This window comes from Christiangramia crocea, assembly GCF_022410465.1.
GTDB lineage: Bacteria > Bacteroidota > Bacteroidia > Flavobacteriales > Flavobacteriaceae > Christiangramia > Christiangramia crocea.
Genome location: NZ_JAJSON010000020.1, coordinates 147,087 through 162,565, shown reverse-complemented (window position 1 = coordinate 162,565; position 15,479 = coordinate 147,087). Strand labels below are relative to the sequence as shown.

Here is a 15,479-nt window from a genome sequence, read left to right as displayed (position 1 = left end):
TTAAAAGTCGAATCGCTGGGGGCCGCCTCTTCTTATATCCTCATTTGCGTAGGATTCGAATTTTTCAAAATTTTTCCTGAAAGCATTTGAAAGTTTGAAAGCTTCTGTATAGTAGGCCTTATCGTCATTCCAGGTTGCCCTGGGACTTAATACCTTATCGGGTACACCCGGGCAGGTTCTTGGTTGAGCCACCCCAAAGACTGAATGTATGTGGTATTTTTCATAGGAATACCGGGTGTCAAGTTTTCCTTCTAAAATCGCATTTACCATAGCCCTGGTGTATTTCAGCTTTATTCGTTCTCCAACTCCATATGCTCCTCCGGTCCAGCCGGTATTGATAAGCCAGACATTCGCCCCGCTTTTATCAATCTTTTCACTGAGCATCTCGGCATATACCGTTGGATGTAAGGGCATGAATGGTGCTCCAAAACAGGCTGAAAAAGATGGAACTGGTTCCGTAATTCCCGCTTCGGTACCCGCAATCTTTGAAGTGTACCCGGAAATGAAATGATATGCTGCCTGGCTGGAAGTAAGCTTGGAGACAGGAGGTAATACTCCAAATGCATCAGCAGTGAGGAAAAATATATTTTTCGGATTACTGCCTATCGAAGGAACCTGAATGTTCTTTATATGATCTATGGGATAACTAACCCGTGTATTCTGTGTGATGGAAGTGTCAGTATAATCTACTTCCCCGTTTTTAATGATCACATTTTCAAGGAGGGCTCCTTTTTTGATCGCCTTAAAGATATCCGGTTCCGATTCCTCTTTCAGGTTGATGACCTTTGCATAGCAGCCTCCTTCAAAATTGAAAATCTTATCATCTGGAGTCCAGCCATGTTCATCATCCCCAATCAATTTTCGATTGGGATCTGCAGAAAGAGTGGTCTTTCCCGTTCCCGAGAGACCGAAGAAAATCGCGGTATCGCCATCTCCGCCTACATTTGCTGAACAGTGCATGGGAAGTACATTGTGTTGTACGGGAAGTATAAAATTAAGAGCTGAAAAAATTCCTTTTTTGATCTCCCCCGTATATCCCGTACCTCCAATAAGAACCGTTTTCTCCTTAAAATTTAGAATGGCAAAATTAGACTGCCTCGTTCCGTGGACTTCAGGGTCTGCCATAAATCCGGGTGCATCAATAACTGTCCATTCCTTTTGGAAATTTTCAAGTTCTGATGCTTCAGGCCTCAAAAACATGTTGTATGCGAACAGATTAGACCAGGAATATTCGGTAATTACCTCCAGGTTTAAGCGATACTCATTAAGGGCTCCGGCATATGCATATCTTTTAAAGATCTTTTTCCCTTTGAGATATTGCAATACATCATCTTTAAGTTTGGTAAAATATTCGGGTTGAATAGGTTGATTTATATTACCCCAGTCCACTTTTTCATCAGTGATCTCATCTTTAACAATAAACCTGTCCTTTGGAGATCTTCCTGTATATTTACCGGTATTAATGGCAATACTTCCCGAATTGGTCAGCTGGCCTTCATTATTAGCAAGGATTATATCTGTTAATTCTTCAGGATCAGGTTGAAAAAGTACCTGTGAGTCTGATAAAACATCTGATTTCATAAGATATGTTTTGTTGATATGTCAGCAATATGACTAAATTATTACTAAAATAATGGCCTTTACTGGTTTTTATTAAAATTTATTAAAATTTAATGGTCTTAGTCTTTCCGAAAAGAAAAGGGAAGGGATGCGAACGGATTAAACTGGTGTTTTGAGGATCAAAAGATTTTTGGGGAATTAAGACATTCTCCTGGGAAAGGAATCGTTTCATAGAGCTAATATTTAATGCTATACAGCTAACTACCAACCACAAATAAAAATATATTTGATTCCTTCTTTGGTTAAGGATTTGAAGGGTCGATAGTGTAGGGCATCGGCCCTTTTTTATTTTTTAAAGCTTATTTTCATAAATTGATAGTGAATTGTTCTAGACAGTGTTTTTTTGGAATAGATTCATGATAAATTCCCAATAATGGAAAATTTAGAATTGATAGGCCTTATTACAATCCTGGTGGTAGCACTTATAGTATTGTTGATTGTATTTAAACATTTTAAAAACAAATGAGCTATATAGAATCGAACGAAAAAGGACCAGCAGAACTGATCCTTTCTTGATGAGATCCCTATTTAGACTTTGAAGCCATATGCTTCATCATTGCATTGAATTCATCCTTGAATTCCTCAAAATCCACCTGATTTCCCTGTAATATCATACTCCAATGCCGGGTTTGGGCTCCCTGGGCAACTGCTTCCTGAATTTCTTCATCTGTGGCACCATGAGCCTTAGCGGCGGCAGTGTGATAATATATACAGTAGTTGCAGGGGATCTGTGAGGCCACCGCGAGCTGTAGTAATTCCCGGTATTTGGGTGGAATCTTACTTTCCGGGCTGTTCAGCATTTTAAAATTTTCCCAGGCACCGGCCAGGGCATGGTCGGGGAATACTTCAAACATTTCAGGAAACATCCCGAATTCTTCTTCAATTTCGGCTTTGGCCTTTTCATAAGAACTAATGTCCTGAGCGTTTATCGTCAATGAAATTAGCATAAGAGGTACAATGAGCAGTAGTTTAATTGATTCCTTTTTGATCAGAGATTTCATGACTATAAATTTTTGAAATTAATATTTAAGGTCATGTATTTTTCTCATTGTGTAAATAGGTTAAAACCAGAAAAATTAGTAGACGGATTGTGCATTCTTAAGGAATTGCTGGAAAACAAAATACCACTTTTTAGGTATTTTCTGGAGTTCTTCTTCTCACTATATTAGGGGTAGGATAAATTTTCCAGTAGGCTAGGATGGTTTAGATGCTTATTTCATATGTAGGGTATAAAGATAGCATTGTTACACCTGAACTTTACTGTTGAATTGCCAGTCACAAAACCTTTCATTCTAATGAAAGGTTTTTGTTTGGTTCAGTTATACTAATCTGTTTCCCGGTTTTCTTAATTTCTGGAATTAGCAAAAAATTATCATTTCGCGTTTCTGTTGACTATACTGAAATGCGTACCTTTTTCTGAAATATTTTCTTCAGGCTTCAAAAGCTCTATGTAAAATATAAACTTTTTTAGAATGAATGATTTAGATAAAATTTCAGAAGCTAATTTTAATGTGACCATTCCTGTTAAAATAGGCTATCCCGTACTTGATAATTATTTAAGGGAGAAGCTGGTAGGCGAAATCATCAGCAAGGAAAATGAGGAGGGGAAAACTTCCAATTATGCGCAGATCCTGGATGTTTCCATAACTAAAAGCGAACTCGAAGATTTTGATCTATGTCTCCATGTTAATCTGCAAACGCTCACGAGCCTTTTTAAGAATAAACAGGTAAGGCTCCTTTGTCATGCATCCCTGGAGCTTGACAGAGAAAATCAGAAAATTTCATTGAAAGATTATGAAGTAGATAGTAAGACCAGTAACTGGATCGCAAATCAGTTACTGGAGGCTGTAATTAATAAATGGATGTATTCAAAATTGAAGCAGAAAATGAATTTCAATTTTATGCCGCACATCGAAGAGCAGATGGATGCACTCAACGAAAAACTTGAAAATAAGCTTGAAGCAAAAGAGGGAATTCATCTTATAGGTTCACTTGATGATCTGGAAATATCGCAATTCATGGCCGGGGAGAATGATCTTTGGATTTCTTTAAATATTAGCGCCAACGGAGTGGTAGAGATTGAAAAGATCAAGCTTTAATCTGGACAAAAGCTGATGCATATCATATTTCTTTAGCCTGATTGCCAGTATTTTTGGAGCCAAATAAAACCTAAGGTGGCTTCAGATTTAATACAGAAATATAACGTTGCGGGACCACGATATACGAGTTATCCTACCGTTCCTTATTGGGAGGAACAGGATTTTAATTCAGAGAAGTGGAAGTCTTCTATTATTAGGAGCTTTAATGAAAGTAATTCTTCAGAAGGCATAAGCCTTTATATACATCTTCCTTTTTGCGAAAGCCTTTGTACTTTTTGTGGTTGTAATAAGAGGATCACGAAGAATCACGGAGTGGAAGATCCCTATATAAAATCAGTTTTAAGGGAATGGGAAATGTATTCTGAGCTTCTGGAAGAAGACCCGGTAGTAAAGGAAATACACCTTGGAGGAGGTACTCCTACCTTCTTTTCTGCTGAAAATCTTAAACTTCTTATCGACGGAATTTTTAAAAAGGCGAAGAGATCTTCTGAAGCGGAAATGAGTTTTGAAGGTCATCCAAACAATACTACAAAGGAACATTTGGAAATTCTGGCAGCACTCGGATTCAACCGGGTGAGCTATGGGGTGCAGGATTATAATCCTACTGTTCAAAAGGCAATTCACAGGATCCAGCCTTTTGAAAATGTGAAAAGAGCTACCCTACAGGCCAGAGAAACAGGATTTTCTTCGGTAGGGCATGATATTATTTTCGGACTTCCATTTCAGACAAAGGAACACATTATTCACACCATAGAGAGAACCAAAGAGCTGATGCCAGACCGCATCGCTTTTTATAGTTATGCCCATGTTCCATGGATAAAGGGAAATGGACAGCGGGGTTTTAATGAAAAAGATCTCCCGACGGCAAAGGAAAAAAGAGAGCAATACGAAACAGGCAAGCAAATGTTACTGGATGCAGGTTACGTGGAGATAGGGATGGATCACTTTGCCCTTAGAACAGATAGCCTTTATAAAGCCGTGGAAGAGAAAACCATCCATCGAAATTTTATGGGATATACCAATTCTAAGACCCAGGCTATGATAGGTCTCGGAGTTTCTGCTATCAGTGATAGCTGGTATGGCTTTGCTCAAAATGTAAAAAGCGTTGAAGAATATCAGGAGTTAGTCAGTAAGGATATTCTGCCCGTTTACAGAGGTCATATTTTAACCGATGAGGATCTGGTTATAAGAAAGCATATTCTCAATCTCATGTGCAAATTAAAGACCTCCTGGTATACGCGTAAGGAGTTTTTTAAGGAACTGCCAGATGTTTTGATCCGTTTAAAGGAAATGCAAAAGGATGGTCTTATCGAAATTGACAGCAATTATCTGGAGATTACCGAAAAAGGGAGGCCATTCGTACGCAATATATGTATGGCCTTCGATATGAGGCTGCAAAGAAATAAGCCTCAGACACAATTATTTTCAATGACAGTATAATAAACACTTAAATTTAATATTATGGAATTTACACCAGAAAGAACCGTTGCCGATTGTGTGACAGAAAATATAAAAGCCTCTCATGTCTTTAAGAAATATGGAATAGATTTTTGCTGCGGGGGAGGGATAAGTATACAAAAAGCCTGCGAAAAAAATGGCGTTGATTACAGCCTTGTAGTCGAAGACCTTAAAAGCATAGGAAGCCTTAATGATAAGGAAACCGACTACAATAAACTTCCATTAGATGAACTAATAGATCATATAGTGGAAAAACATCATACCTATGTCGAGGCGAATATTCCACTGCTGCTTCAATACACCAATAAAGTGGCCAGGGTACACGGTGGTAACAATCCGGAACTTATTGAAGTGCATCAGCTTTTTCAGAAAGTAGCCGGTGAACTGGCCTCACATCTCAAAAAAGAAGAATTGATCCTTTTCCCTTTTATCAAGAAAATGGTAAAGGCAGCAAAAGAAAGGACCGGAATAAATATTCCGCAATTCAATACTGTAGAGAACCCTATTAAAATGATGGAGGTAGAACATGAAGATGCAGGTGATATCTTTAAGGAAATTTCCCGCCTTACCGATGGTTATACCCCTCCAGCACACGCTTGTAATACTTACAGGGCGCTGTTTGATAAGCTGGATGAATTTGAACAGGATTTACATCAGCATATCCACCTGGAAAATAATATTCTGCATCCAAAAGCCCTGCAATTGGAGAAAAAATTAAGGACTTAGAATTCCTTTAAAGCTCTGCAGAGAAGGTGTCTATAACGTCTAAACAATCTCATACCTTAAATTCACCTTTTATAGACGCCTTCTTGCTTTTAGAGCTTTAGAAAACCTAACCCGGAATCCAGCCTTGATGTAAGTTCAAGGATAGTTGTGTTTTCAAGCATATGTTTCAGATTGCTTCTGATTTCGGTAAAATCGTAGTGCAAGGGACAGGGATGTTCTTCTGAACATTTCTCAAGACCTAATGCGCATCCGTTCATGATAGAATCACCATCTATGGCCTTTACGATTTCGGCAATGACAGTTGTCTGTTTTTTCGGACTAATAAAGAAACCACCCTGTGGGCCTTTTGCTGATTCAACAATTTCCTGCTGAACCAGCTTTTGAAGGATCTTGGCTGTGAAAGCTTCAGGAGAATTAATTTCCCTGGCTATTGTTTTGAGGCTCGCACGTCTCTTGTTTTTCGATTCCTGTGTTATGAACAGAGTTGCTCTTATTCCGTATTCGCATGCTTTTGAAAACATTCACCAGAGTTTTTATAAAATTGAAGATAATTTAAAAAAAAGACAAAATTGTCCTTTTTTAAATTTTCATTTAATTTTTAGTTATTAAATTCACCGTAGAGCAGTTTTTATCCTTTTTATATGCGAATGTTGAAACATCATACCACGCTTGCGATCATTTATTTCATGATAATTGCCATTCTGGGAGTCATGCTGCGGTTCTTTGTTGTTTTTGATATTCCGGTCACCTATAAGTTCATCGTTCATACACATTCTCATATCGCTTTACTGGGCTGGGTATATACGGCTTTAACCACTCTTATTTACTTTGCGTTTCTGCGATCCCAGCCTGTTCAAAAAAAATACCGGCTTATTTTCTGGTGTACACAGGGAACCATAATAGGCATGCTGGTTACTTTTCCATTTACCGGTTATGCCCTTTTTTCAATAATTTTTTCCAGCCTATTCCTTATCGTGTCATACTGGTTCGTCTTTTTCTTTTTTAAATATTGTCCTCAAAATTTCAGGAAAACCAATAGCTATAAGCTTGTAAGGATTTCCCTATGGTATATGGTCATCTCCAGCCTTGGTCCCTGGGCCCTCGGGATAATTATGAATACAGCTGGAAGTGGTTCAGCCCTATACAGAAATGCAATATATTTCTACCTTCATTTTCAGTATAACGGCTGGTTCATAGTCGCTCTCTGTGGTATTTTTCTATATATTTTTGAAAAAAAGTCTTTTGTTCTCCCCAAAATGATCTTTAAGCGTTTTTATTACCTGCTGAATGCAGGGGTGATCCTCACCTTTTTCCTTTCGCTGTTATGGATGCACCCGCACTGGTCTATTTATCTAATTGCTTTAATTGGCGGGATTTTACAGCTTATTGCTTTTGGTGTGCTTTTCAAAGCTATATACTCCAAAGCCATATCTGTTTTTAAAGGTTTCCCGCCGCTGCTCAGCTTTTCTATAAGGCTGGTTTTATTCATGTTATTCATAAAACTGATTGCGCAGATCCTAGGCTCATTTCCGGTGATAACCCAAACGATCTTTACCAATCTAGATATGATCATCAGTTATATTCACTGGGTATTTCTTGGCATTGTAAGTGTGCTTTTGCTGGCATTTCTCAAGCATTTCAGACTTCTGAAACTATCCATGACTCAGCTTTATATTTACCTGGCGGGTTTCTTCCTTACTGAACTCCTGATCTTTTCCAGGGGCCTGGCAATCATAACGAATGCCGGCACTTATCCATCGCTACATTTGCTTATAAGTCTTGCCAGTATAATCATTCTAATAGCCATTGCCATGATTCTGGGCAGTCAGCTTTTGTCTAATGATTAAACCGTTGTGAATCTATCAGATTTCAGTTTATCTACGGTGTCGGCCAGCTCATTGATAATACTCATTCCACGGTCTTTAGTGTACCATATCTGGAGCTTGGCCTTAAAGGCTGCATCTATTTTCCCAAATTCAGTTTTATAATCGGTTACCATTTCGGTGGCTGGAACTGATCGCGGGCCCCAGGTGGTCATTACCTCAAGATTCTTATGCAGAATGATAAGTTTTGGAATCGAGCGGGTACCATTGGTGAGAAAATTATCCATTAGTTCCGGGTGCTCGTCCCTCAATACGATCTTTAGACTGATATTTTCGGAAGCTTCGGCAATCTTATTTAATACCGGGATGGTCTGTGCGCCATCAGCACACCAGGATTCCAGGATCACCAGCCAGGTTTGTTGGGGCCTTAGGTTTTTGAAACTGTCTTCCTGTTCAGGAGATAATTTAATGGTCTTGTTCAGGCGTTGGATACGTTTGAAATTGAGGGCTGTGAAATTTACCCTGTCTTCATTAGGTTCTCCTGTGGTGCTTTTATACTTTACCAGGTCTTCTAAAAGATTTAAATAGTCCGGATAGCTGAAAGAATTTTTCAGGCTTTGTAGCAGTAGTTCACGCATGACAAAAAATTTAGGTGGCACTAAATTAAGCACTATACCTTCAGGGATATATGACCATTCTCATATTAGCCAATTATATTATCAGAAATCCTTTCTGTTTGAAATTCTTCTGATGAAATAAAGAGGAACGCTTACCCAAAGAATGAGCATAGCTGATGATAATATGATACCCTGATTGGTTCCGAAGAACTTTTGGAAAACCGCTCCGGTATAACCCAGTAGGGCTGAAATATCCATTTTCAGCAGAATAAGTACCCTGGAAAGATCTATAGGGTTTAACATGGTGGCGATCAGTGAGAATTTATCCAGTGGATAATCCTCAAAGAACACGAGTGACATCAGGAATATTCCGTCATAGATTACGGCCAGAAAGAGCCAGAGCAAAATCGCATATCCAAAGCCCTTTATCTTATTGTCGTTCGTGAGTGCGATCACAAAGGCCAGAGCAGTAAAGATAAGTGTCAGGAAAACTCCTGTTATTAGGAGTAATGAGAAATTAGCTATGGCATCACTGTTAAAGATGCCGTAAAAGATAAATGGCAAACCAAGGCCTATCACCAGGCTCATGGCCAGAGACAGTGCTACTCCAAAATACTGTCCCAAAAAGATCGAACTTCTTTTTACCGGCTGGGCGAGAAGCAATTCGGTAAATTCCTTTGAATTATAATAATACATCACTCCAAAAATGGTTCCGATAAGTGGTACCAGGATAATGATGACGTTCATTAATGTGATCACCGCCTTGGAAAGATCATTATTAAGAAAAAGCAATACGAAGCCCAGCATTAAATAGAAAAGGAAATATACGTAGCTCCAGCGGCTTCGCATAAGATCGTAGAAACTGTATTTTAATATCTTAAACATAACTGGTGGTTAAAATTGATGCTATGGCATGCTCAAAATCGGGCTGCTTGGTCTTGGTCTTCAGGGCAGGAATACCACCTTTAAAATAGATCTTGCCTTCCAGCAGGAATACAATCTCGTCTGCTATCTCTTCTACAAAACTCATGATATGAGAAGTGATAATAATGGTTTTTCCTTTTTTCTTTTCTTCGGTAATAAGTTCTTTAAGCCTTAAATGCGAAATGGGATCGAGACCGGTAGTAGGTTCATCCAGGATGATAAGCGGACTGTCGAACATGAAAGTCAACACCAGGTTTACCTTTTGTTTGGTACCTCCAGAAAGGTTGCTCAGTTTTTTGCTTAGAAAAGGTTCCAGCTTGAATAATTGAATCAATCTTTCGTCTTCCGCTTTTTTGTAGGATCGTAGATCTTTTATCATGCGAATAAGTTCCCGGACTGTGAGGTTTCCGGGAAAATTCGCGATCTGGGGCAGATAATCAATATTATTGCGGTATTTCCAGTCATTTTTGACCGATTTCCCATTGAGTTTGATGCTTCCTGAATTTGGAACTACCATTCCCAGGATGCTTTTTATAAGGGTGGTCTTTCCGGAACCATTGGGTCCCAGAACTGCAAATATCCCTCCCTGGTCTATTTCCAGGTCAATGCCTTTTAAGACCTGATTCTTTCCGAATTTCTTATGTAGGTTTTCAATGGATATCATGGGATACAGGTTTTAGTAACGGATTTTGATCCAACAGGTTATCTGGGGTAAATACGGGGGAAACCTTTTCTGAAAAATCAATAATATCGATAAAAAGACTCCTTAGAAGAATAATGGTTTCGGGTGTCCGGTTCACGATGTAGGAAAACAGCTTTACGGGCCTGTATGGTACATCGCCAATCCCGTCCTTATTGAGATCGTAGCCCGTATAGCTGCTCCAGTAATTTCCGTCGAAACTGTTATCATTCAATTTGCTGTTATATGAAATATCGAATGAATTGTTGAAAAAATTATTCTTTTTGAAAATATTGGAATAACAGGCCCCTCTAACCTTAACAGCCCAGCCATTATTCCTGAAATCATTATCTACATAATTGATACGGTTTGAACCTTCGATATTGATACCTACCGTATTCTCTACAAACTTATTATTGCTTATCTCTGAATCGTTGATCTCTTTCAGTAATAATCCGAAGGAGGCTGTTCCCCAGTTCTTTCTGAAAATGTTTCCTTTCATGGTTATGAATTTGGAGAACATCACAGCTACGCCAGCACCATTGTTTTCAAAAATGTTGTTTTCGTAAATATCGTTATTTGAGAACATGAAGTGCAGCCCGTATCTCAGGTTGTTTTGACTAATATTATCTTTTATAAGAATATCATCTGAAAATTCAAGGTAGATACCATCCCGAACTTTTTTGATGGTATTTCCAATAACCTCTACATTATTGCAGTACCAGAGCTGTATCCCATTCCCGGAACTGAACTCCTCAACCGCATCCCCAAGAATGGTGTTGTTTATCACCTTTCCGTTCCTGGCTTTTTCGAGATAGATCCCAAAAAAGAGACGCTCCAGTTGAAGATTCTTTATCAGGAAGTTTTCACTTTTCACGACTCTCACTGCGGCAAAGTCTGTAGTATAACTAGTACCAACATTTATGATCTTAAGACCGTCAATCGTGACATTATCAGCTTCTATGGTAAGGATCTCACCCTGGTCTTCACCATCAATAACCGGAAATCCTTCTCCAATTATGGTAAGTGGTTTGGTGATATGTAAATTGAATTCTCTGTAGACTCCCTTTTTTATTTTAATGGTATCGAAGGCCGCAGCTTCAGCAATTGCAGTTTTTATATTCTTATAACTACAGCTTTCACAAACTTCAATAGTATTAGCTCTTCCCTGATTGAAGAAGAGAGCAAAAAAGAGCAATATGAAAATCGGTAATTTCAAGTCTTAATTTTTACCGATGTATGGCTGAATTTCATGCCAGTTATAAATATCCCCTCCGTAAGAGGCCTGTATCTCATTTGCGGCAGTTTCAGTATAAAAGGCTGAAAGGTTAGCCCCCATAGGACTTGAAATTTTCTCGCTTATTAAGAATGTGGCCATGGTAGCATCTATCAGTTCACCCGGCTTGCTAAAATCGCTTACCAGGTACATCGCATATTGAATGTCTTTATGTTCCTTTCTGAAATTGATCATACACTCAATAGCATCAAATTTATAGATCTTGCCTTTGCTTGTAACCAGTTCTGAGGCATGTTGTTTGTCTACGATGGTCATCTTGCAGTATTCACAACCATCCTCACCATAATTTATGGGTTCGGGGCCAATCTCACAGGAGATAAGCGTGAAGGCAAATATGAGCGTGTAAATAAAGCGTTTCATCTTTTTCTAATTATTTTGTTCGCCATTCCTTTTTTCCAACGAAGAATGCCATAAGTGTGAGAAGCATTCCGGCAAAGAGCATATAGGCTCCTGTATGAGGATAGGAATCCACATCGAAATTAAGCATTTTTTGGTGACCGAATAATGGCGGTTTATAAGTCATTGGTGTGCCATCGGGATGTGTCATCTTCATGATGGCGTTGGGGTCCAGGTCTGTACCATATTCTGTAAGCCAGGTGTTAAAGTCATACATTCCCATGATTCCCAGAATGGTCATTAAAATGAGCCAACCCAGAAACCATTTATAGCTTACTTTGCCTAAAAGTCCCAGAATTCCTATTAAAACTCCTAATATAGCCATTCCTGCAATTACCTTTGGAAATACTTCGAATTCCCACATTTCTTCAGGCTTGGGAATTTTTTTCATTCCTATATAATGATTTAGGCCGTCAATATTCTGGATATCGAATTCCTGAACTCCTTCAATTCCGGTGATGTATATGTTCATCCCCATTGGATCGGGATACTGGGGAGCTCCCAGCATGATATTCCATAGTGGGAATTTAAAGAGGCCCAGCAATAGTAGTGAACCTACTATCATTATTATTCCTGCTTTTTTCATCATAATATTTTTTAATAGAAAGGCGGGAGCAATCAACCAACCCCCGCCTTCTCAGAAATACATGCCCTTAGTTCATGTATTCCATCTAACTAAACATCAATCTTCACCTAGAGACCAGCTTAACTCTATGTTAGAATTAGCAGGGGAAACCCTAACATATCCCTGCATTTCCTGGTGTAAAGCTGAACAGAAATCGGTACAATAGAATGGCCAGACTCCCGGCTGTTTTGGTTCCCAGACAAAGGTTTCGGTCTGTCCGGGCATGATCAGCAATTCAGAGGTGTTGGCACCTATCATACTTATTCCGTGTGGTACATCGTAATCCTGTTCGTGGTTGGTAACGTGGAAGTATACTTTGTCTCCCACTTTTATACCTTCAATATTATCTGGAGTGAAGTGGCTCCTTATCATGGTCATATAAACATGTACTTCATTTCCATCTCTTTCCACACGGGCGTCTCCGTTAGAAAGAGTAGCATATTCATGCTTGTTCTCATCCAGTTTGAAAATTTTTCTGGAATTGGCTTTTACAATATCTGCGGGGATACCTGCTGCATAATGAGGTTCTCCAATAGTTGGGAAGTCAAGTAACAACTCCATTTTTTCACCTGTGATATCATAAAGCTGCGCAGACTGGGTCACTTCCGGACCGGTAGGCAGATAACGGTCTTTGGTGATCTTGTTCATCGCCAGTACGTATTTACCGAATGGGTCTGCAGAGTTACCACCAGGGATCATCACGTGACCTACAGAGTAGTAACATGGTTTTCTGTCTATCACTTCACGTGTTTCCACATTCCATTTCACAACCTCAGAAGAGATAAAGAATGAGGTATAGGCATTCCCTTCACCGTCGAACTCGGTATGCAGAGGTCCAAGACCAGCCTGTTTTACAGTTCCGGCAAGTACATCTTCGAATTTAAGGATTGGGATTCCATAGGCCTCTCCATCAAACTTTTCATTCTCGATGGCATCGATCATTTTAGTATAGGAATGCACGGTAAGGTCGGCTGAAAGTTTACCATTTCCAACAATATACTCTCCTGTTGGGTTTACATCACAACCGTGAGGGGATTTTGGGGTAGGTAACAGGAATACTGCGCCTGGAACTTCTAAAGGATCTACAACAAGAACCTCTTTTTTCATAGTTGAGGTAGCAGTATGAGTATCATCATCATAAATATTGTGAGCGTAGTTGGCAGGCATTGTCTTACCGCCTCCATTATTAACGTATTCTTCGATCTTTTTCCAGTTAACCGCTGCAATAAAGTCTTTGTCATTTTGGGAAGCGTTCACTTCAAGTAAAGAGTTAGCCTCTTCAGTATTATAAGTTGAGAAGAAGAACCAGCCGTGAGATTTTCCTCTACCAGGATGGGCAAGGTCATAGTCAAATCCAGGCATCATAAGCTGGAATTTGATATCCATATGTCCTTCTTCGGGGTCAACGCTTATGAAAGTGAGGGAGCCTTTGAAATTACCTTTGTATTCATTAATAGGCATGTCACGCTGAGGTACGGGTACAGAGAATCTTGTTCCTGCTACCACATATTCGGTATTTTCAGTAACAAAAGAAGAACTGTGGTTACCGGCAGAGTTTGGTACCTCGATGATCTCAGTGGTCTCGAAAGTAGTAAGGTCAACTTTTGCAATTCTAGGGGTATTGTTACCATTGATGAATACCCAGCGACCGTCAAGTTTTCCATCGGTTTGTGAGATGTCCGGATGGTGAGCGTCATCCCATGGTACAAAACCGTGAGAAGTGTTCAACATTGGTTTTGTCTCTTCGTTATATCCCCAGGCTTTTTCAGGATCCTGAGAGAATACCGGAATTACCTTTAACAGCCTTCCTGAGGGAAGACCGTAGACTGATAATTGTCCGCTGAACCCTCCGGAGATGAAGGCATAGAATTCATCGTGCTCTCCCGGTGCCACATATACTTTTTCTGCAGCGCTGGAAGCTAATGCTCCACGATCTCCATTTTTCGAACTTTCACTGTTGTCACAGCTAAAAAAACTTGCTGCAACGAACAGTGATAGTATAAATAAAATTGATTTTTTCATGATTTGTGAGATTGATTTATAAGCTTATTAATTTTCGGGTATGATTACTTTGTCCACCACGTGCACGATTCCATTTCCGGCTGGTACACTGGCTATGATTTTTGCTCCGCCAACATATACGTCTTCACCTTTTACTTCTACCGGCACATTAAGGTCGCTCGCCTGTCCAAGTTTTTTGAATTTCTTCAAAAACTCCTTGTCATACTTACCGGGGGTGACGTGGTGTTTAAGGATATGTGATAGTTTGTTTTTATTTTCCGGCTTTAAAAGGTCTTCCACAGTACCTTCAGGTAAGGCTGCAAATGCTTCATCGGTTGGAGCAAAAACCATTAGGGGTCCTGCATTTACCAAAGCATTTTCCAGCTCTGCAGCCTGAACGGCAGCAACCAGGGTTTTGTGATCTTCAGATTGGATGGCGATATCCAGAACCGTGGGTTCAGATACATCATCCTTAACAAAGGCCTGCCCCTGTCTTTCTGTACTGGCCTGCTCTGTGGAAGTGGAAACGTTTTCTTCTTCTCCTTCTCCGTTGTTATTTCTACATGCGGTAATACCGACAATGAGAACTGTTAATAGAAAAATTTTGAATGTTGCTTTCATATTTATAGGTTTTAGTTGGTCATATTTTAATCCCTATTCAAGTGTCCTGAAATATTCCAGGATCTGCCTTGCTTCCTCCTCTGTAAGGTTCTGGTTTGCCATAGGTGATCCATTGTGTTCAATAAGCAATTGTTTTGCGATAGGATCTTTCATGACCATCTCTTCAGGATTGAGGATCATGTTCATTACCCACTCCGGAGATCTTCTTTCCAGAACACCAGCAGGTGCCGGCCCGATGAATTTTTTTGTTGGTTTGTGGCAGGCCAAACATTTGGAATCGAAAATAGCCTTTCCTTTAGCCACCATAGCCTGGTCGATCTCAGCTGGTAATTCAAGGTTCTTAACAGGGCCAATTCCTTTATTGTCCATATCTATCATGGCAACTTCAGACGTAGAGGTTTCAGGTTTTTTTACTTCTTCTTTTTTGGAGTAATCTCCTAATTCGATCTCATCTGATTCTTTTTTTTCTTCTTTTCCGCCGCAACTGATAAGTGCCATAATGCTAAGTATCCAAAGGCTTTTAATAATGTATTTCATAGTTTTTTGACATTTAATTAATCTTTTCAAATTTAGTGCGGAAGGAGAAGGGAAAA

General features: G+C 39.5%; 16 protein-coding genes. 4 read left to right on the top strand and 12 right to left on the bottom strand.

Annotated features, from left to right (window positions below):
- Positions 1 to 1,581, bottom strand: a complete 1,581-nt coding sequence (pckA, locus tag LU635_RS09805; RefSeq protein WP_240098633.1) for a phosphoenolpyruvate carboxykinase (ATP) — start codon at positions 1,579 to 1,581, stop codon at positions 1 to 3.
- Between the two features lie 563 nt (positions 1,582 to 2,144).
- Positions 2,145 to 2,621 carry a carboxymuconolactone decarboxylase family protein gene (locus LU635_RS09800; RefSeq protein WP_240098631.1) on the bottom strand — a complete coding sequence of 159 codons (477 nt, stop codon included), beginning with the start codon at positions 2,619 to 2,621 and terminating at the stop codon, positions 2,145 to 2,147.
- A 471-nt stretch (positions 2,622 to 3,092) separates the two neighbouring features.
- Between LU635_RS09800 and LU635_RS09795 the strand changes: the two genes are divergently transcribed.
- From LU635_RS09795 to ric, 3 genes are all read left to right on the top strand, one after another.
- Entirely contained in the window at positions 3,093 to 3,719 is a 627-nt protein-coding gene (locus LU635_RS09795; RefSeq protein WP_240098629.1) for a DUF4403 family protein, read from the top strand.
- 75 nt (positions 3,720 to 3,794) lie between these two features.
- Positions 3,795 to 5,159 (top strand): oxygen-independent coproporphyrinogen III oxidase, encoded by a 1,365-nt coding sequence (gene hemN / locus LU635_RS09790; protein WP_240098626.1) that lies wholly within the window; start codon positions 3,795 to 3,797, stop codon positions 5,157 to 5,159.
- A gap of 21 nt (positions 5,160 to 5,180) precedes the next feature.
- Positions 5,181 to 5,903, top strand: a complete 723-nt coding sequence (ric, locus tag LU635_RS09785) for an iron-sulfur cluster repair di-iron protein (RefSeq protein WP_240098624.1) — start codon at positions 5,181 to 5,183, stop codon at positions 5,901 to 5,903.
- Between the two features lie 89 nt (positions 5,904 to 5,992).
- Here ric and LU635_RS09780 read toward each other — a convergent pair whose 3' ends face one another.
- Complete coding sequence (locus tag LU635_RS09780; RefSeq protein ID WP_240098622.1) at positions 5,993 to 6,424, bottom strand: RrF2 family transcriptional regulator; 432 nt, start codon at positions 6,422 to 6,424, stop codon at positions 5,993 to 5,995.
- A gap of 120 nt (positions 6,425 to 6,544) precedes the next feature.
- Between LU635_RS09780 and LU635_RS09775 the strand changes: the two genes are divergently transcribed.
- Positions 6,545 to 7,750 (top strand): hypothetical protein, encoded by a 1,206-nt coding sequence (locus LU635_RS09775; RefSeq protein ID WP_240098620.1) that lies wholly within the window; start codon positions 6,545 to 6,547, stop codon positions 7,748 to 7,750.
- On the opposite strand, the gene LU635_RS09770 is transcribed toward LU635_RS09775, so the two are convergent.
- The 9 genes from LU635_RS09770 to LU635_RS09730 form a co-directional block, all read right to left on the bottom strand.
- Positions 7,747 to 8,364 (bottom strand): thioredoxin family protein, encoded by a 618-nt coding sequence (locus LU635_RS09770; RefSeq protein ID WP_240098618.1) that lies wholly within the window; start codon positions 8,362 to 8,364, stop codon positions 7,747 to 7,749. The two genes, LU635_RS09775 and LU635_RS09770, sit on opposite strands and share 4 nt — an antisense overlap.
- Positions 8,365 to 8,445: 81 nt before the next feature.
- Positions 8,446 to 9,228, bottom strand: a complete 783-nt coding sequence (locus LU635_RS09765; protein WP_240098616.1) for an ABC transporter permease — start codon at positions 9,226 to 9,228, stop codon at positions 8,446 to 8,448.
- Entirely contained in the window at positions 9,221 to 9,931 is a 711-nt protein-coding gene (locus tag LU635_RS09760) for an ABC transporter ATP-binding protein (protein ID WP_240098614.1), read from the bottom strand. The genes LU635_RS09765 and LU635_RS09760 overlap by 8 nt, the downstream gene beginning before the upstream one ends.
- Complete coding sequence (locus LU635_RS09755; RefSeq protein WP_240098612.1) at positions 9,918 to 11,165, bottom strand: nitrous oxide reductase family maturation protein NosD; 1,248 nt, start codon at positions 11,163 to 11,165, stop codon at positions 9,918 to 9,920. Before LU635_RS09755 ends, LU635_RS09760 begins: the two co-directional genes overlap by 14 nt.
- 3 nt (positions 11,166 to 11,168) lie before the next feature.
- Complete coding sequence (locus tag LU635_RS09750) at positions 11,169 to 11,603, bottom strand: nitrous oxide reductase accessory protein NosL (protein ID WP_240098609.1); 435 nt, start codon at positions 11,601 to 11,603, stop codon at positions 11,169 to 11,171.
- 10 nt (positions 11,604 to 11,613) lie between these two features.
- The gene (locus tag LU635_RS09745) at positions 11,614 to 12,225 is read right to left on the bottom strand and encodes a hypothetical protein (RefSeq protein ID WP_240098739.1); all 612 of its coding nucleotides are present in this window, start codon (positions 12,223 to 12,225) and stop codon (positions 11,614 to 11,616) included.
- Between the two features lie 96 nt (positions 12,226 to 12,321).
- Positions 12,322 to 14,286, bottom strand: coding sequence for a Sec-dependent nitrous-oxide reductase (nosZ, locus tag LU635_RS09740; protein WP_240098607.1), 1,965 nt, complete (start codon positions 14,284 to 14,286; stop codon positions 12,322 to 12,324).
- A gap of 27 nt (positions 14,287 to 14,313) precedes the next feature.
- Positions 14,314 to 14,886, bottom strand: coding sequence for a fasciclin domain-containing protein (locus LU635_RS09735; protein ID WP_240098605.1), 573 nt, complete (start codon positions 14,884 to 14,886; stop codon positions 14,314 to 14,316).
- 33 nt (positions 14,887 to 14,919) lie between these two features.
- Positions 14,920 to 15,423, bottom strand: coding sequence for a c-type cytochrome (locus LU635_RS09730; protein ID WP_240098603.1), 504 nt, complete (start codon positions 15,421 to 15,423; stop codon positions 14,920 to 14,922).
- Between the last annotated feature and the right edge of the window lie 56 nt (positions 15,424 to 15,479).